Annotated in this window: 18 protein-coding genes; 5 read left to right on the top strand and 13 right to left on the bottom strand. The window is 58.6% G+C overall.

Annotated elements, in window-relative coordinates; genetic code table 11:
- Positions 1-117: 117 nt before the first annotated feature.
- Together ASE80_RS14865 and ASE80_RS14860 are read right to left on the bottom strand one after the other, a co-directional pair.
- On the bottom strand, positions 118-1,176 hold the full coding sequence (locus tag ASE80_RS14865) for a diguanylate cyclase (RefSeq protein ID WP_056859589.1): 1,059 nt from the start codon (positions 1,174-1,176) through the stop codon (positions 118-120).
- A 190-nt stretch (positions 1,177-1,366) separates the two neighbouring features.
- On the bottom strand, positions 1,367-1,993 hold the full coding sequence (locus ASE80_RS14860; RefSeq protein WP_056859588.1) for a TetR/AcrR family transcriptional regulator: 627 nt from the start codon (positions 1,991-1,993) through the stop codon (positions 1,367-1,369).
- A gap of 139 nt (positions 1,994-2,132) precedes the next feature.
- On the opposite strand from ASE80_RS14860, the gene ASE80_RS14855 reads away from it, so the two are divergent.
- The 4 genes from ASE80_RS14855 (at position 2,133) to ASE80_RS14840 (ending at position 6,282) form a co-directional block, all read left to right on the top strand.
- Positions 2,133-3,191, top strand: coding sequence for an MBL fold metallo-hydrolase (locus ASE80_RS14855; RefSeq protein ID WP_056859587.1), 1,059 nt, complete (start codon positions 2,133-2,135; stop codon positions 3,189-3,191).
- A 194-nt stretch (positions 3,192-3,385) separates the two neighbouring features.
- The gene (locus tag ASE80_RS14850; RefSeq protein ID WP_236708835.1) at positions 3,386-4,033 is read left to right on the top strand and encodes a hypothetical protein; all 648 of its coding nucleotides are present in this window, start codon (positions 3,386-3,388) and stop codon (positions 4,031-4,033) included.
- 125 nt (positions 4,034-4,158) lie between these two features.
- On the top strand, positions 4,159-5,667 hold the full coding sequence (locus ASE80_RS14845; RefSeq protein ID WP_056859585.1) for an amidase family protein: 1,509 nt from the start codon (positions 4,159-4,161) through the stop codon (positions 5,665-5,667).
- A gap of 57 nt (positions 5,668-5,724) precedes the next feature.
- Positions 5,725-6,282: an AAA family ATPase gene (locus ASE80_RS14840; protein WP_056859584.1), complete on the top strand. Its 558-nt coding sequence runs from the start codon at positions 5,725-5,727 to the stop codon at positions 6,280-6,282.
- Here ASE80_RS14840 and ASE80_RS14835 read toward each other — a convergent pair.
- The 7 genes from ASE80_RS14835 to argH form a co-directional block, all read right to left on the bottom strand.
- A complete protein-coding gene (locus tag ASE80_RS14835; RefSeq protein ID WP_081321533.1) occupies positions 6,212-6,592 on the bottom strand; it encodes a transcriptional regulator in 381 nt (126 codons plus the stop codon). The genes ASE80_RS14840 and ASE80_RS14835 overlap by 71 nt on opposite strands.
- Positions 6,593-6,697: 105 nt before the next feature.
- Positions 6,698-7,645, bottom strand: coding sequence for a hypothetical protein (locus tag ASE80_RS14830; protein ID WP_056859582.1), 948 nt, complete (start codon positions 7,643-7,645; stop codon positions 6,698-6,700).
- Positions 7,646-7,739: 94 nt separating this feature from the next.
- Positions 7,740-8,915 carry an MFS transporter gene (locus tag ASE80_RS14825; protein ID WP_056859581.1) on the bottom strand — a complete coding sequence of 392 codons (1,176 nt, stop codon included), beginning with the start codon at positions 8,913-8,915 and terminating at the stop codon, positions 7,740-7,742.
- A gap of 204 nt (positions 8,916-9,119) precedes the next feature.
- A complete protein-coding gene (locus tag ASE80_RS14820) occupies positions 9,120-9,941 on the bottom strand; it encodes an ABC transporter substrate-binding protein (protein WP_056859580.1) in 822 nt (273 codons plus the stop codon).
- 25 nt (positions 9,942-9,966) lie between these two features.
- Positions 9,967-10,731, bottom strand: coding sequence for an amino acid ABC transporter ATP-binding protein (locus ASE80_RS14815; RefSeq protein ID WP_017134648.1), 765 nt, complete (start codon positions 10,729-10,731; stop codon positions 9,967-9,969).
- Between the two features lie 24 nt (positions 10,732-10,755).
- Entirely contained in the window at positions 10,756-11,634 is an 879-nt protein-coding gene (locus ASE80_RS14810; protein ID WP_017134649.1) for an amino acid ABC transporter permease, read from the bottom strand.
- 158 nt (positions 11,635-11,792) lie between these two features.
- Positions 11,793-13,220 carry an argininosuccinate lyase gene (gene argH / locus ASE80_RS14805; protein WP_056859579.1) on the bottom strand — a complete coding sequence of 476 codons (1,428 nt, stop codon included), beginning with the start codon at positions 13,218-13,220 and terminating at the stop codon, positions 11,793-11,795.
- Positions 13,221-13,413: 193 nt separating this feature from the next.
- Between argH and ASE80_RS14800 the strand changes: the two genes are divergently transcribed.
- A complete protein-coding gene (locus ASE80_RS14800) occupies positions 13,414-14,373 on the top strand; it encodes a LysR family transcriptional regulator (protein WP_056859578.1) in 960 nt (319 codons plus the stop codon).
- Positions 14,374-14,592: 219 nt separating this feature from the next.
- Here the strand turns inward: ASE80_RS14800 and ASE80_RS14795 are convergent, their stop codons facing one another.
- The 4 genes from ASE80_RS14795 to ASE80_RS14780 all read right to left on the bottom strand — a co-directional run.
- Positions 14,593-15,237 carry an HAD-IB family hydrolase gene (locus ASE80_RS14795; RefSeq protein WP_056859577.1) on the bottom strand — a complete coding sequence of 215 codons (645 nt, stop codon included), beginning with the start codon at positions 15,235-15,237 and terminating at the stop codon, positions 14,593-14,595.
- Between the two features lie 72 nt (positions 15,238-15,309).
- Positions 15,310-16,023: an HNH endonuclease gene (locus tag ASE80_RS30180; RefSeq protein WP_082463626.1), complete on the bottom strand. Its 714-nt coding sequence runs from the start codon at positions 16,021-16,023 to the stop codon at positions 15,310-15,312.
- 99 nt (positions 16,024-16,122) lie between these two features.
- The gene (locus tag ASE80_RS14785) at positions 16,123-16,659 is read right to left on the bottom strand and encodes a BRO-N domain-containing protein (RefSeq protein WP_177336524.1); all 537 of its coding nucleotides are present in this window, start codon (positions 16,657-16,659) and stop codon (positions 16,123-16,125) included.
- Positions 16,660-17,017: 358 nt separating this feature from the next.
- Positions 17,018-17,904: ribonucleotide-diphosphate reductase subunit beta (locus ASE80_RS14780; RefSeq protein ID WP_056859574.1), on the bottom strand; the 887-nt coding region annotated here is incomplete at its 5' end.

The raw sequence follows: 17,904 nt of genomic DNA, 5'->3' as shown, positions 1-17,904 counted from the left end.
CCTGCCAAGAAGTTCGCCGTTAGGGCAGGACCATTATTGGGCAGGCGACCAGTGGCGGCATTATGCTATCGCTGCGAGGCGCGAGCGGAAGATTCAGACGAGGTGTTATCAGACAACTCAGGCGGAATGGGCGACCACGTAATCGCTGACATTCACCCGGTTACGCCCGGTTTCCTTGGCGGTGTACAGCGCACGGTCCGCCGCGTTGAGCCACATCGCGGCATCGCTGAACAACCGTTGAAAATCGGCCAGGCCAATGCTCAGGCTCACGCGCAGTTCCGGGATCTGGGTATTGCGATAGTTTCCGAACGTTTCGCGCATGCGTTCCATGACTTGCGCGGCTTCTTCCAGCGGCATTTGCGGCAAAATCACACAGAACTCGTCGCCGCCATAGCGGCCGGCCAAGTCGTTTTCCCGCAGGTGCCGGCGTAATTCCTGGCTGAGTTGGCGCAACACCGCATCACCGACGATATGGCCGTAGGTGTCATTGATCTGCTTGAAGTGGTCGATGTCGATCAGCGCGACGGTGGCGTGGCTGCCTTGCTGCTGGCACTTATGGAACTTGAGGTGGAGCAGGTCTTTCCACGAGCCATGGTTGAGCAGGCCGGTGAGGCTGTCGATGCGGCTCAGGGCGCTGAGGGCGCGTTTGTGTTCCGAGAGCTTGATTGCCAACTGATAGCAGACCAGACCAATGGCCATCGGGTAGAGCGTCAGCATCGGCAAGCAGGTGTAGACCTGGCTGAGGCTGACAGTGGGGTTGAACTTGACCCCGAACAGGCCCCATGCCACCGCGATACCCGCCGCTTGCGCCAGCAGCCCGCGCAGAAACAGGCGCTTGCCGCCGGCGGCGACGTTGTTCATGGTCATCATCGACAGCACGGTCACGGCCGTCAGGGGCGTGAACTGGGTGGCGGCGGCCCAGAAGCCGCCGAACAACGAGTCATAGAGCAGGTTGCGCTGTTCAGCCTGATAGGGAAACTGCGATCGGGCTGAAAGTTGATACGCCACATGCGCCCAGACAAAGCCATTGAACAGCAGGAACGCCCACACCCAGCCCGGCATCGCCAGGGGGTAAAGGGCGCCGGCCACACTGATACAACCGATACCCAGGCCGATGATCCTTGGCTTGTAGATACGTCTGGCAAATGAAAGCCCTTTGCCTCGTCTGTTTTCCATAGTGTTCCGGGTCAGCTCTGTTTTGCGGGTACGACAGCGTGCGTCAGCGGGTAGAACCGTTGATCGGATATTAACGGTGAATATTGTCAGTTATTCGCGTGGGAATAATCAGTGTCCTTCCAGGCCATTTGCGCAGCACCGCGTGGGAATACGCCAAAAGCGACCTGGAATGTCGCGCCTGCAACAGGGTTTATTGCGGCCCGGGTGCGCGCACTTCGTAACCGGCCAGGAACAGGTCGATGGCCGACTCGATCACGCTGGCTTGGCAGGCAGCGTCCAGCACAGGTTGGCCCAGGGTGATCTGCGGCCAGAACGCGAAGGCCTTGAGCAGGCTTTGTATCTGGTGGGCGGCGAAGGCGGGGTCGGTGCAGGACAGCCGGCCGTCTTCCTGCGCAGCGCGCACCCACTGGGTGAAGCCTTCTTCGCGCTTGCTCAGGCGGTTGACCATGTCTTGTGCGCGATCCGGCGAATGGATGGTGGCGGCAATCGCGACACGGGCCAGGTCGAGGAAGTTGGCGTCCGACATCATCAGCATCTTGGCCTCCAGCAGCCCGCGCAATTGCTCGCGCAGCGGGCGGTCGCTGGCGTAGCTCACGTCCAGTTGGGCAACGCTGCTGGCCCACAACTGGTGGAGGATTTCAGCAAACAACTCTTCCTTGCTGGGGAAATGGTTGTACACCGTGCGCTTGGAAACGCCGGCGGTGGCGGCGATTTTGTCCATGCTGGTGACCTCGAACCCATTCGCGCGAAACTCGGCGATAGCGGCTGCCACAATGGCTTCGCGTTTACGGTCGGTGAGGCGCAGGGGTGCAGTCATGGTCGGCTCTAAGGCTCTAAAGGAAATTACACTCGGTAGTTTACTTGCTCAGGGTTTTGTTGCAATCTAGAAACTACACTGTGCAGTGTAATTGGTCTGCGCGGTGTATTTTATGAGCCGACCCTGGAGCCACTCTGCAATGGCCACGATCTCAACCCGTCTCGATCCCGCGCCTGCTGCGCCAAAGGCTGCCGAGCAAGCGCCAGGGCATTTCAGCAACGATGCTCCGGTGCAGCATGGTGGCTTTGGCAAAACCTTGCGCATTTTCTGGAACATGCTGTTCAACAAGCCACGCAGCACGCGCCCGGTAGGCAAGATCCCGGTGCAACCGCTGACGCGTGAGCAACTGTTGGCGGCGCCCGATCACAGTGTGTATCGCCTGGGGCATTCCACCGTGCTGCTGAAAATGCGCGGCAAGTTCTGGGTCACCGACCCGGTGTTTGCTGAACGTGCCTCGCCTTTCAGTTGGGCCGGGCCAAAGCGCTTTCATCAGCCGCCGATCAGTCTTGAAGAGCTGCCGCCACTGGAAGCGGTGATCCTTTCCCACAATCACTACGACCATCTTGACCGCAATGCGGTGATGCAAGTGGCCGACAAGACCCGCTATTTTCTCGCGCCGCTGGGTGTGGGCGACACGTTGGTCAAGTGGGGTGTGGATGCCAGCAAAGTCCGCCAACTGGATTGGTGGGCAGGCACCGAGGTCGACGGCATCCGTTTTATTGCTACGCCGGCCCAGCATTTTTCCGGGCGTGGCCTGTTTGACGGCAACCAGACCTTGTGGTGTTCCTGGGTGATGATCGACGGCGCCCGGCGGATCTTTTTCAGCGGTGACACCGGTTATTTCGACGGCTTCAAACGCATTGGCGAACACTACGGCCCGTTCGATCTGACGCTGATGGAAACAGGTGCTTACAACGTCGACTGGCCCCATGTGCATATGCAGCCTGAGCAAACCCTGCAAGCACACATCGACCTCAAAGGTCGTTGGCTGCTGCCGATCCACAACGGCACTTTCGACCTGGCCTTCCACGCCTGGCACGAACCGTTCGACCGCATCATGGCCCTGGCCTGGGAGCGCAACGTGTCGATCACCACGCCGGCGATGGGGCAGGCGTTCAGCCTGAACCAGCCGGAGCGCGGGCATGCGTGGTGGCTGGAGGTGGAAACTCAAGGTGTAAAAGAACACGCCGCGGGTTGAAGCATTGCCGCCTGGAAAAAGGATTTTCAGGGTGTTTCAGGGCTGCGACAAACGCCAGATAAGGGTGCGATGATCCCGCGCAATTAATTGTTGGGGATCGGGTTTTGATGGAAAAAAACTGTAGGGAACATTGGCGATTGGGCAGCCCTTGTCGCCCGGAGCTTTCCTTGCTTGTGGCTGGGGACGGGGGCTGTGTGAAGCCCGAGCCGGCCCCTGCCAAACCCGAGAGCCCGAGCCCCGCAGGTATTGTGTTCGGCGCCGCGCACGCGGTGGGCGTTGCGCCCATTCCCGGCTATAACGCGCCGGCACTGCCGGCAAAACCCGCGCGGGATCCCGCGTTATCACTCACGGCTTTAAGCGGTATCGACCCCACTGGGCCAGTGATGGTGGAAGTGCCCCTGGTGCTGAATAACACCAGCGTCGCGGCTAGCCAGTTGCTATCGGGTTGGCGTATCGGCTTTGCTGACCGCTATGTGCAGGGTGAGCACCGCGAAGGCGTCGAGCATAGCGAAGCCTTGTGTGCAGCCTTTGACATCCTGCGCCAGGCCGGCGCACAACTGGTGCCGGTGGACGCGCGTCGCGAAAACCATTCCCTGCAATTTACCCTGCAAAGCAACGAAATAGATGATCTGGTGACTGCACATCGCTTGGATGCGCTGGTGTCTGACAGCGAGAGCGTCGCCTTTCACCGTGCTTGCGTCAGCGGCTATCCCTCACTTTGCGAACCCTTGGGGGGCGGGGCGAAGCTGTGGTTTTACGGCGCGCAGTGGTCGCGTGATGCATTGCCGCTGTTGTTGCGTGCCTATCGCCAGATCAACGCCTGCGCGCCTGGGCGCGCGTAACAGCTACGGAGTGCACAGAACGCTCCTACGATGTGTGTAGAGGTTGGCTGAAGGTCTTGAGCAGCCGGGGTTCTTAGAATGGCGGACGTTATCCCGCATGATTTTTGAACTCAGGAGAGACCTTTATGACGGTTGCTTACGGCGTGTATTCGATTATCCGACAGGCTGCGCAAACCGTGTCGGCGCAGCCCCCGGCTGAGGAGCCAGCAGCGCCGAAACCCGTGGCGCCAGGGGTTGAATACGCCAGCGTTCGCGAACTGGGCGAACACATGGCTCGGCCGCAGGGGCTCACGTCGGTCGATCTGGTGAATTTCCTGCAAGAGCGCATCCGCACGCTCGACCCTCAATTGCGCTCGGTCATCGAACTCAACCCCGAGGCACTCGAGGCCGCGCGCGAGCTGGACCGTGAACGCGCGAGTGGCAAGGTGCGCGGCCCGCTGCATGGCATCCCTGTTTTGCTCAAAGACACCATCGAAACCACGGGTATGCAAACCAGTGCAGGTGCCTTCGGGCTGGTGGGGATGGCTGCCGACAGGAATGCCCCGCTTGTGGATTACCTGATCAGGCAAGGTGCGGTGATCCTGGGTAAAACCAATATGACCGAACTGGCAGGCTTTCGCGGTGGCCCCGATGGCTGGAGCAGCCGGGGCGGGCAAACACGTAACCCTCACCACCCGCAGGCCGACGTCGGCGGCTCCAGCTCAGGCTCTGCCGCAGCGATAGCGGCCGGGTTGGCACCCTTGGCGGTCGGTGCGGAAACCAATGGTTCGATCATCGTGCCGGCGGCGCTCAACGGGGTGGTGGGGCTCAAACCCAGCGTCGGCCTGTTGGATCGCAACGGGATTATTCCCGCCAGCCCACGGCAAGACACACCTGGCCCCATGGCGCGTTCGGTGTATGACGTGGCATTGATGCTCAACGCCATGTCGGGCCATGACCCACGCGACCCCGAAAGCCAAGGGGCGCCGCAAGGCATCGACTACACCGCACTGCTGGTGCCGGGTGCATTGAAGGGTAAACGTATTGGCTATCCTGCGATGTTTACAGCCAACGGTGAAAGCTTGACGGTGGAAAACAGCGTGCAATTTGGCAAAACACTGGAAGTACTCCGCGAGCAGGGTGCCATTCTGGTGCCGATCAACGTGCGGCTGGCAGATGCTTCACGTTATGACGAGTTGCTGCTCTCGGACGTGAAAGAAGCATTCAATGCCTACTTGGCCAAGCGCCCCGGCCTGCCGGTCAAATCACTGGCCGAGTTGATTGCCTTCAACCAGGACCGTGATGGAACGGAATCGGATCACCAGCCGGTACTTGAGGACGTCAACGCCTCCCACCTCACACCGCAACAACGCAAGACGCTGTGGGAGGCGCTTATCCAGGATTTTCGCAGCACCATCGACGACCCGATCAAAGCGCAAAACCTGGATGCCATGGTGTCGGACTTCGATACCAACAGCTATTTCGGGGTTGCCGCCGCAGGTTACCCTGGGCTCACCGTGCCTTCGGGGACAACTGAGGAGGGCTTGCCGACCGGCGCCTACTTCTTCGGCACCCGCTGGGCCGAACCCACCCTGTTGGCGTTGGCTTATGGGTACGAGCAGGCGGCCCAGGCGGGCACAAGACCTGGGCTTTAACGGCTCACGGCGCAGTGCACATCCGAGCGATTACACTCAATGCCATGGAGGGCATGCATGGCTTACAAAGTTCACATTCTCGGCGCTGCTGGCGCGGGTACCTCAACCCTGGGCCAGGCCCTGGCCAAACGCCTGGGTGTCGCCTATTTCGACTCCGACTATTTCTACTGGCAACAAACATCAGAGCCTTTCACGGTCGCCCGGCCCAAGGATGAACGCATCCGCCTGCTGCAGGAACAGACTGCCGGCCTTGAAGGTTGGGTACTGTCCGGCTCTTTGTGCGGGTGGGGCGATGCCATGATTGCGCAGTTCACCCATGTGGTGTTCCTGCGCCTGGACCCACTCGTGCGGCTCAAACGCTTGCAACTGCGCGAAGTGCAACGCTACGGCGAGCAGATTCTGGAAGGCGGCAGCCGCCACGCCAACAGTGTCGCATTCCTGGCCTGGGCCGCTCGTTACGATGGCGGCAACCACAGCCTACGCAGCCTGCGTCGGCATGAAAGCTGGTTGAAACCGTTGACCTGCCCGGTGATCCGGCTGGACTCTACGCACCATTCGGCTGAGGTGTTGGTGAGTCATTTGATGCCGCTGCTGAGCCCATCAACCGCGAGATGAGGCCCGGTGCGGCGGGCTCGGCTGGGGCGGCCTCAAACCTGCGTGCGCTCATGCCCCAGCCCGGCGCAAACCCTGGAAAAAACACCAGGCCTTCAGCCTCCAGCCGGAACGCGAGGGCTAGCCGAGCTTGATCCTCCACCTCACCCAGGCTTTCAAAACGCTGAACCACCTCCACCGCCAAACCGGCCTGACGGGCCAGGTCTTCACGGCTCCAGCCCAGCATCACGCGGGCCTGTGCGCTGTGTTTGGCGGTGAATTGGTGCAGGACGATCTGCTGTTCTACGAAAGAGCTCATTGCCAGAGAGGACATGGGGTTTCTCCAGGTTCGACGGGGGAAGGCAAACTATACTGTGTTTTTGTACAGTTGTTTGCGCCGTTCATCAACTGGATTTTTTGATGGCTGCCAAGCGAGCCATTACTCCAACCCCGGTGCCTCACGAATGATCAAGTGGTCCAGGTTCTCGATATTGGCGCTGAACACCCCGAATGTCTGCTCGGGGTTCTTCTTGCTCGGCACCTGTTTAAGCGCCGGCGTCACCCCGTAAAAGAAGCAATACAAGGCCCGTTCGCTACTGGCGGCCGCCTTGATCTGCTCCAGGAACGCCGTGCGCTTGCGGTAGTTCTCGATGAGTTTTTTGCTCAGGTAGACATTCACTGAATAAGGCTTTTTGTCGAGCCACACCTTTTTTTCGAAGTCGATGCGAAAGCTGCTGGTGTAATCCTTGATCGCTTTGATCTTGCCCCAGTAGATGAGGCCTTTATTGTCTTGCAGGTATTCGATTTTCTTGAAAAACGTCCAATAGGTAGCGGAGTGCTCGCCAACCTTCAGCGGCATGGACTTGAGCTTGTCCTTGTCGTCGATATTGGACACATAGCACTCGACCGGGTGTGCGAAGACGCTGGTTTTGTCTGGGGTTGTGTCGCTGGCGACGTGGGATGAGCGGGTACTTGTCGAAGGCGCCTTCGCTGAATCTTGTGGGACGCTTCCCTCGCTGCCGACAAGCACAGTGTTGCGCGGGTACTGACGCCGGGTCAGTACAAATTCCGATGGGAAGTTGTCCTCGCGCTCGTCGTCATTTTCACCGGTTGCCGTCTTATGCGTGCTGGCATAGCGGCAGCCGTCGATATGCCGGGTGCTGGTCTTGTTCTTGAAGTGGGGCGTGCGCTGATAATTGACGTTTTTCGCGTTGAACGTGCTCAGCGTATTGCCCGTTTCGAATGCTGCGCGGCATTCATCGTTGGGGCACAGGAAGCTGTCCTTATCGGAGTCGAAGTCGGCGGTTTCGTCGAAATTCAGGTCTCGAACGTCGTAGATCGACAGCTTGTCGTCGAGACTCAGGCTGTAGGCCGTGTCGAATTTCATGGGGCTCGGGTCCGTGAGTTGAATAGCTGGATACTACGCAAATATCAGACATTACTGAGAGCAAAATGTGGGAGCAGGCAAGCCAGCTCCCACCTTAGATAAGCGGTGTGCCAGCTACACGTCGGCCGCTCAAGAAACACAAAGTGCCGCCCATCGCAGTCAGTGCACCCAACGCATAGAACATGCTGGTCGGCGCAGCGTTGATCAGCAAATAGCCGCAAATCACCGGGCTCAGCGCTCCGCCAAACGCCGCCAGGTTTTGTGCGCCGTAGTAACTGCCGCGCAATGCGTCAGGGGCGATGGTGTCGATAAACAGGAATTCCGACGGGTAAATGATCATCTCGCCCAGGGTAAACACGAACATCGCCAGGCACCACGTGAGCAGGCTGTGAGCCTGGCTGAAACCGACCAGCCCGGCAATGAACAGCAACGTGCCCAGTACGATCCAGTAACGCAACTGTTCGCGCTTGAGAAACCGGCCAATCTGGTACTGCATCACAATCACGGTGATGGCGTTGCAGGCCAGCACTGCCGACAAAATCTTCAGCGCCTCGGCGGGTTTGTAGGCCACCAGCAGAAACTGCGACAGATACAGGGTGTAGCGCCCGTGGACAATGGTGCTCAACAGGCTGCCACTGGTGAACAGGATCAGCGTGCGGTCGCTGCGCAAGGTGCGCAGGGTGCTGAGGAAACTCAAAGGTTTGTGGCTGTCATCGCGTTGCGTCGGTGGGATGCCGATCATCAGGAACAGGCTGCCAAACGCAATGGCGCTGGCGATCAAGAACGGCGCCAATTGCATATGCCCGGCAATCACTACGCCGATCATCGGCCCAGTGGCGTAGCCAACGTTGGTCAGGGTGTAACGCAGGGAAAACACCTTGGCGCGATCACCCACCGGCAGGTTCTCGCTGATGATGGCTTTGGAGCCAATCAGGAACAGCGCCGAGGCGGCTTCGGTAATCACCAGGGTCAGGGTGGTGAGATAGAGGTTGCTGGCAAACGTCAGCAACAGAAAACCGATGGAGCTGGAGAGCATGGCCAGGATCAGCAGCTTGCGCTTTTCCAGGCGGTCGATGATGTAGCCGCCATACAGGCCCAGCAACGTGGCGATAAACACGGCAATGCCCATCAACAGGCCGATGTCCTGCTGGTTGAGGCCCAAGCGGGTACTCAAGAGCAAGGCCAGCAATGGGCTGGTCATGGCGCGGCTGACCACAATGGTCACCGAGCAGATCATCAGACGGCGGATTACCAGGGAGTAGGTGGCCACGGTGGGGGTGAGCGTCCTTGTTATTGCTTCAAGACAACACAGATCTACGGTGAGAACAGATCAACAGTGAACACAGAGCCAATGTGAATACAGAGCTAATGTGGGAGCTGGCTTGCCTGCGATAGCGGTGGGTCAGCTTGAGTATTTCTCACTGGCCCACCGCTATCGCAGGCAAGCCAGCTCCCACATTTTTAGATCCTGTGTTTATTGGCCGGCATTGATGCTGATTTTTTCCACCGCACCCTGCTCCAGATCCCACTTCTTGAGGATCTTGCCGTACGTACCATCATCAAGCATGCCCTGCAGCGCCTCACTGATCGCCGTCACCAGCTCAGTGTTGCTCTTCTCAATCCCCAGCCCCGTGAACTGCTTGGAAATCGCCAGACCCACCGGCTTGTACTTGCCCTTATCCAGCGACATCAAATAAGGAATCGTCTCGCTGCCCTGCATCGCCGCATCCAGACGGTTCTGCTGCAACTGCGCCCGCGCATCAGCCGAGCCTTCGGTGCCGATCACCACGATGGCTGGCTTACCGGCCGCTTCGCAGTTTTCCTTGCTCCACGCGGCAATTTCCGATGGCCAGGTAGTACGGCGGCTGGTGCCGACTTTTTTACCGCACAGGTCAGTCAATGCCTGGAGGTCTTCACGCTTGGCCAGGGTGTACAGCTGCGGGCCACTGGTGAAGTAGTCGATGAAGGTCACGGCCTTTTGGCGTTCGGCGGTGTCGCTCATGCCCGACAGCACAATGTCGACGCGCTTGGTGGTCAGGCCGCTGAGCATCTGCTCGAAGCCGGTCTCCTGCCACTTGATCTTCACACCCAGGCGCTCGGCCAGGGCGTTGCCCAGGTCAAAGTCCAGGCCGGTGAGCTTGTTGGTGGCGGTGTCCTTGAAGTCCATCGGCGGGTAGTTCGGCACGATGGCCGCGCTGATCTCACCCTTGTCCTTGATTGCCGCCGGCAATGCCGCGAACACAAACGTGGAGGCCATCAGGCCTGCGAGCAACGTGGGGATAAACAATTTTTTCATGGGGGCGTTCTCGTTAGTTTTTTAGTTAAGTGCGAACGGCAGAAATAAAGCTTTGGGTACGCGGGTTTTGTGGGCTTATTAGAATTTCTTCGGGGCTGCCGGCTTCCACAATCTGGCCGGCATCCATAAACACCATGCGGTTGGACACTTCGCGGGCGAAGCCCAGCTCATGGGTGACCACGATCATGGTCATGCCGGTGGTGGCCAAGTCGCGCATCACCGACAGCACTTCGCCGACCAGCTCCGGGTCGAGGGCTGACGTGGGTTCGTCAAACAACATCAGCTTGGGGCGCATCGCCAAGGCGCGGGCAATGGCCACTCGTTGTTGCTGGCCGCCGGACAATTCCACCGGGTATGCATTGCGCTTGTCTGCCAGCCCCACGCGTGCCAGCAACTCCAGCGCGTCTTCGATGGCTTCCTTGGGCGAGCGCTTGAGCACCTGCACCGGACCTTCGATGATGTTCTGCAACACGGTCATATGCGGGAACAAATTGAAGCGCTGAAACACCATGCCGGTGGCCAGGCGCTGGCGGGCAATCTGCGATTCATTCATCTCATGCAGCTTGTTGCCGACCACCCGGTAACCGACCAGCTCGCCGTCGACCCACAGGCCGCCCTTGTCGATTTTTTCCAGCTGGTTGACGCAACGCAGCAGCGTGCTTTTGCCCGAGCCGGACGGGCCGATGATGCACATCACTTCGCCTTGCTCGACCTCGATATTGATGTCACGCAACGCGTGATACTGGTCGTAATACTTGTTCAGGTTGACGGCCTTGACGATGCTTCTCATGGGGCAAATCTCCTCAACCCAAACTTACGAACGCTTGCCGGCGCCGCGGGCAAAACGACGCTCAAGGCGGCTTTGACCAAATGAAAGAACAGTCACCACCGCCAGGTACCAGATACCGGCCACAATCAGCAGCTCCATGACCCGTGCGTTGGCGTAGTAGATGTTTTGCGCGTTGTGCAGCAGCTCCGAGTACTGGATCACACTGGCCAGGCTGGTCATTTTCACCATGCTGATGAACTCGTTGCCTACAGGCGGAATGATCACCCGCATGGCCTGCGGCAGAATCACCCTGCGCAGTGCTTGCAGGCTCGGCATGCCGATGGACTTGGCGGCTTCATACTGGCCCGTGTCGACCGAGAGCAAACCGGCACGCACCACTTCGGCGGTGTACGCGCCCTGGTTGATGCTGAGGCCGAGCAGGGCGGCCACGAACGGCGTCATCAGGTCGACGGTGTCGATGCTGAACAGGCCGGGAATCGCGATCACCGGGAAAATCAGCGCCAGGTTGAACCACAGCAGCAATTGCAAAATCAGCGGCGTGCCCCGGAACAGCCAGGTGTAAGTGATGGCCACATAACGCAGGATCGGGTTGGCCGACATGCGCATGATCGCCGTGATCACCCCGATCACCACGCCCAACGCCATCGCCAGGATCGACATGACGATGGTGTTGACCAGGCCCCAGAGGATGGCTTCAGACGTGAGGAACTGGCCGATGTAGGACCATTCGATCTGGCCATTGGCAAATGCGCGCAGCAGCGCGGCCAGGGCGATCACGATCAAGGTGGCAAAAAACATCCGCCCGTAATACCGCCGCGGCACGTGCTCGTACTGGGTGATATCAAACTGGTTCTCGGACAACTTGCGCTCGGCTTCCAAGCGCTCCGCCGGGGTTTGGTTCATGGTGCTACTCCAAAAAATATAGGTGTTGCACGATCGTTCCCACGCTCTGCGTGGGAATGCATCCCGTGACGCTCCGCGTCACCATTGCGCAGAATTGGAGCCATGCAACGGGACGCGGAGCGTCCTGGGCGGCATTCCCACGCAGAGCGTGGGAACGATCAGATTCGGAATCCGGTGTAACTCTCAGCCCATTTTTGCTGAGCCGCCAGCGCCACCTTCAACCGCCCAATCTGCTCTCGAACCCGCTCCGGCGCCGTCCCACCCCACCCACTGCGCGCCGCAATCGCCGCCTCCAGGGTCAGGCACTCACGCACCTCAGGCAACAAACGAGCATCCACCTGCGCCAACATCGCCGGCGAGGCTTCCCACAACTCAATCTCATGCTGCTCACAGGCCTGCACCAACGCGCCGGTAATTTCATGCGCCTCTTTAAACGGCACGCCACGGGTGGCCAACCAATCCGCCACCTCGGTCGCCAAGGTGAAGCCCATCGGCGCTTGCCTGCGCAGCTCCTCGACCTGCACCTGCATGGTCGCCACCATCCCAGCCATCGCCGGCAGCACCAGCAGCAAGGTGTCGACGCTGTCCAACACGCTGTGTTTGTCTTCACTCAAATCGCGGTTGTACGACAGCGGCAAGGATTTAAGCGTCGACATCAACCCGGTCAGGTTGCCAATCAAACGCCCAGCCTTGCCCCGCGCCAATTCGGCAATGTCCGGGTTCTTTTTCTGCGGCATGATCGAGCTGCCAGTGGCGTAGGCATCGTCCAGCACCACCCAGCGAAACTGGCGCGACGACCACAGGCAAAACTCCTCCGACAGCCGCGAAATATTCACCCCGAGCATGCCCGCCACAAACAGGAATTCCGCCACATGGTCACGGCTGGCGACAGCATCAATGGAGTTTTCGCACGGCCCGGTGTAGCCCATTTCCTTGGCCGAATGCTCCGGCTGGCGTGCAATGGCAGAACCGGCCATCGCCGCCGCACCCAACGGCGACAACGCCGTGCGCGCGTCCCAATCCACCAACCGTTGCACATCACGCAACATCGACTGGGCGTGCGCCAATAAGTGGTGGGCGAACACAATCGGTTGCGCCTGCTGCAAATGGGTGAACCCTGGGCAGATGCTGTCGATGTGTTGCTCGGCCTGCTCCACCAGTGCCTGCTGCAAACCTAACACCTCGGTGGTGAGGGTGCGCGCATGGTCGCGCAGGAAAAGGCGCAGGTCATTGGCCGTCTGGTCGTTACGCGAACGCCCGGCGCGCAACTTGCCGCCCAAGGCGCCCAGGCGCTCGGTCAATACGCGTTCGATAAAGGTGTGTACGTCCTCGTCATCCAGGGTTGGATGCAGGCGCCCGGCGGCGAAATCGTCACCGATACGGTCCAGGGCCTCGAGGGTGCGCAAGGTCTCCGACTCATCCAGCAAACCGGCGCGCTGCAACTCACGGGCATGGGCACGGGAGCCGGCCAGGTCGTAGGGCGTCAGGCGGAAATAGCGCTCGGGGCAGCGGGACAACGCCGCCAAGGCAGCAGACGGACCGGTCTTGAAACGAGCGCCCCAAAGGCGGTCGGTGGGCTGGGACATCGGTATTCCTCACGCTTGTTTTTAGAAGAGTCGGAGGCAGTAAAAATAAGATTTCAACTAGACTGAACCAGCGTCTGACGCGCCGTATTCAAGGTTGCCAAGGGCGGATGTTTATGTTCATTATCGCCGCCTGGCTATGTTCAAGGACTGGGTTGAAGCCTGTTGAATATGGCACTTGAGGTCAACGCGTATTATGGAAACTCCACTTTCCACTTCTGGAAACATACCGCCCAAACCCGGTACACGACCGCCCCTGCAACTGAGTGGGCTGGACTTCAAACTGCTGCGCGTATTCATGGCCGTGGTCGAAGCCGGCGGCTTCAGCGCCGCGCAAAACGAGCTGAATGTGGGCCTGGCGGCCATCAGCAAACAGATCTCCGACCTCGAAATTCGCATTGGCATGCGCCTGTGTACGCGGGGCCGCGAAGGGTTCGGCCTGACCGAAGAAGGCAAATTGGTGTATCAAGCGTCCATCGAGTTATTTACCTCGGTAGACAGTTTTCGCGACAAGCTTAGTTCGGCGCAAAACGAGCTGATTGGTGACCTTAGTGTCGGCGTTATTGATAACACCGTGTCCGACGTTAATTCCCCGCTAATAACCGCACTGGGCAAATTACACAGCGAATCGCCAAAAATTAGATTGCGCCTGCATGCCTCGCAGTTGGACGAAGTTGAGCGCGGCGTGGTGGAAGGGCGGCTGATCGTCGGCATCGTGCCGGTGTACCAGCGCCGCGAAGAATTCGACTACTTCCCGCTGTATGAAGAAAAGACCCACGCCTACTGCGCCGTAGGACACCCGCTGTTCAACGCGAGCGACCTCACGCCAGAGGTGCTGCGCCAATACGAAGTGGTCAACCACCGGTACGCGATCCACCGCGACAAAGCCAACTTCGTCACCTACGACAGCCAGTCCGCCTCGGCCTCCCAGGTGGAAGCCGTGGCCATCCTGATCCTCACCGGCCGCTTCCTGGGCTTCCTGCCGGAACATTACGCCGCGCCATTGGTCAGGGAAGGGCGCCTGCGCGCACTGTGCCCGGAACAGGTTCACCTGAGCACGGCATTCAACCTGATCCTGCGCCATAACGCGCCGAGAAGCCCGATGGTAAAAGCCTTTGCAACAGCGCTGGGCGTGGACCTGAAGACGCCGGCCTAAGCCTCAACAATGTTCAAATGTGGGAGCTCTCGAGCACCAGCGAGGCAGCGATGGGATCGCCTCGGTCCAGCCTTCGAGCACATCCATCTGCATCGACCCCTAGCACCCCATGCTAGTGCGCTTCCCAGCCTGAAGCCGATCCCAATGTGGGGGCTCTCGAGCCCCAGCGAGGCAGCGATAGGATCGCCTCGGTCCACCCGCCGACCCCACCCACCCGCATCACCGCTGCAACTTGGCGCGCTTCTTCTTCGAATGAAAATGCCGAAAATGCGCATCCTGCGCCGCCGCCAACAACTCCCGATCCCCACGCGTATCGCCCCAGGCCCTTAGCCGATACTCGCCCAAATCCCCATACACCGCCTCAAGACGCAGCACCTTGTTCTCACAACGGCAATTATTCCCCGTGAGCTTGCCCGTCAACACCCCGTCGACCACCTCAAGCTCAGTGCCGATCAACTTGATCCCCAGTCGATTCGCAAACGGCTGCAACACCAACGCCGGCGACGCCGAACACAGCGTCACCACCGCCCCGGACTTCACCTCATCTTCCACCGACTGCAAGCCCTTGGGACGCATCAGCTTGGTCCAATAACGCTGGCAATACGCCTCAGCCTGCTGCTGCACCCACGCCTTCTCCAAGCCCGTCATAAAGGTGCGGATCAACTGCGCCTTCAACTCATCCCGGCTGATCTGCTGCAGCAAAAAGCGCAGCCCAGGCACGGCGAGTTTGACCATCCGGCCGTAAAACTCGCCGGGGCCGAAGGCGAATTTGAGGAAGGGCACGAAACTGTCGTGGTGGGTGAGGGTGCCGTCGAAGTCAAAGACGGAGAGTACTTTGGCGTCGATGGGGCCGGCTTCGAGCATGTCTGGGTTCACGGGTTGGCCTCGGTCCTATCTAGTGTTTTTTGAGCGTTCATCAGGTGTGACCACTGGAGTTTACTCCCGTGCCAATCTTCCGACTTTGGAGTAAAGCCCCTCAGTGAAATCCTCCCGGTCACTCGACCGGTGACAACGCTGATGGCAATTGGGGCACAAGGCTACAGCATTGGTCGTGCGATCCGAACCCTTCTGGGCGAGGTGCCTGACGTGATGTACTTCAAGAAATGGCTGGCCATCAATCCCAGCGAAAGGCGCTGGCGAATCGCAACCTTCGCAGACCCCGTTCGCAAACTGTCGAACCAGCTTACGTACATGATCGGCGCGTGCGTAAGAAAGACTGACAGTAAACAACTGCCGTGGATTCAGAATGCCTTGTGGCTCGATTACAAGGAAAGGCTTCGAAAAAGTCGGGCGCTCGCCGGGCAGTGGCTTATCTACGGCTGCCAGACCAAGCTCAGCGTGCAGGCCAGGTTTTGTTGCTAGCACCTTGCGAATACGTTCACTCACACCGGCGCCGATGTTTTTCGCAGGCATATAGCCAGTGATACGTTGCAAACCCAGCTGTTCAAATACCGCAGAGATATTCTGCATGCGATATTCAATTGACGAAGCGCTGCGCAGGTTGAGTGGACCCTCTCGCAGTAACCGGTTCTCATCTGACTTTTTGAAGGCTTGCCCACTTCGTTCAAGCGTCCACATTTTCAGGTAGGCATCGACGGACGCTTCAAGCTCCTGATCGCTCCATCCGGTATTACTTCTTTTCGTATCCATACAGCCGCCGAGGGTTGAAAACCCTCGGACGATACTGAGTAGCCATTAATGCGTCTATGAAATTTCCTACGAGTCGGTGGGATTTGCCGTTCGTTTGCGTCAGTACATTCGCTGCTTCATTCGGAAAGGTTGGGTGAGCTTTCGCCACCACGGATTTTTTGCTGACTCTCTACGATACGTCCGATTAACCAGCAAATACGGCATATCCCGAAGCCGTATCCAGCCCTCATCCTGCCAATGCAGCAGGTTTAACGACATCTCCGGCCAATCCAGCATGCTCAACAATGGGCGTTCCACCGTCCTTGGCTGACGTTCGTCCCGCAGCGTCGGAACGACTTCATGAGTGAGCCAACTACGCAGAAGGCGATTCCCCGGTGTGTAGTGATAGACCAACAGCGCGTAAGCACCGGATTCGCTGATCATCAGCATTTCTTCCGGTTGACCATGGAATAGCAGTTTGACGGTTTTTCGTTGGTCTTCATCAAGCTTGCGAGTCGTGCGCTCATCTAAGAACCACCCCATCAAACGTCCAAGGTCACGCGCACAGAACCACGCTTGGTTTTCTAGAAGGAGGGCATGTAATTGAAGATTATGACGAGTAAAAACTAAGGCGATTGAAAGCTCGGATGTGAGCATACCTTCAGCGTTAGGCAAGTTGAGTAGATATTGACTAGACACTTCCTATGACCTCTACGTGATTTAAAGAAGGGTGGAAACCCAACGTAGAGAGCGGGTTTTAAGAAGCTCCAACTTGCTTGGCCTCGATACAGTGTTCATTTCGCATGATTAGCCATGCGATTTCTCGACTGTGTGAGTGAGGCTAGCAGCTACGTTGGGCGTTTCTTAGGCACCGGTAGACGAGGCTAGTCAGCATCGAAATTCGTATCAACCTTTCGATGGATGATTTTGGTGTAAGACGGCTCCTATACAGATCAAGGGGGCATAAAAAAGCCCTGAACAATTCAGGGCTTCTTAATGTTGCGAGGCTTAGGAATCAATCCCAGCTCAGCGCACCACCCGTCTGGTACTCGATCACGCGGGTTTCGAAGAAGTTTTTCTCCTTCTTCAAGTCCATGATTTCGCTCATCCAAGGGAACGGGTTAGTCGTCCCTGGGTACTCTTCTTTAAGACCAATCTGCGACAAACGACGATTCGCGATGAACTTGAGGTAATCCTCCATCATCGCCGCATTCATCCCCAACACCCCACGCGGCATAGTGTCACGCGCGTACTCGATCTCCAGCTGCGTGCCCTGCAAAATCATCTGGGTCGCTTCTTCCTTCATCTCGGCATCCCACAAATGCGGGTTTTCGATTTTGATCTGGTTGATCACATCGATACCGAAGTTCAGGTGCATCGATTCATCACGCAGGATGTACTGGAACTGTTCCGCCACGCCGGTCATTTTGTTGCGACGGCCCATGGACAGGATTTGGGTGAAGCCGCAGTAGAAGAAGATGCCTTCCAGAACGCAGTAGTAGGCGACCAGGTTGCGCAGCAGCTCTTTATCAGTCTCGACGGTGCCGGTTTCGAACTTCGGATCGGAGATCGAACGGGTGTATTTGAGGCCCCAGGCGGCTTTTTTAGCGACCGATGGGATCTCGTGGTACATGTTGAAGATCTCGCCTTCATCCATGGCCAGCGATTCGATGCAGTATTGATAAGCGTGGGTGTGGATCGCTTCTTCGAAGGCCTGGCGCAGGATGTACTGGCGGCACTCCGGGTTGGTGATCAGGCGGTACACGGCCAGCACCAGGTTGTTGGCAACCAGGGAGTCGGCGGTGGAGAAGAAGCCGAGGTTGCGCATGACGATGCGGCGTTCGTCGTCGGTGAGGCCTTCGGGGTTTTTCCACAGGGCGGGCACCGACCGCTGTGCCGATC

The organism is Pseudomonas sp. Leaf15 (assembly GCF_001421425.1).
Lineage (GTDB): Bacteria > Pseudomonadota > Gammaproteobacteria > Pseudomonadales > Pseudomonadaceae > Aquipseudomonas > Aquipseudomonas salomonii.
This window is presented reverse-complemented; position numbering and strand designations above follow the sequence as displayed.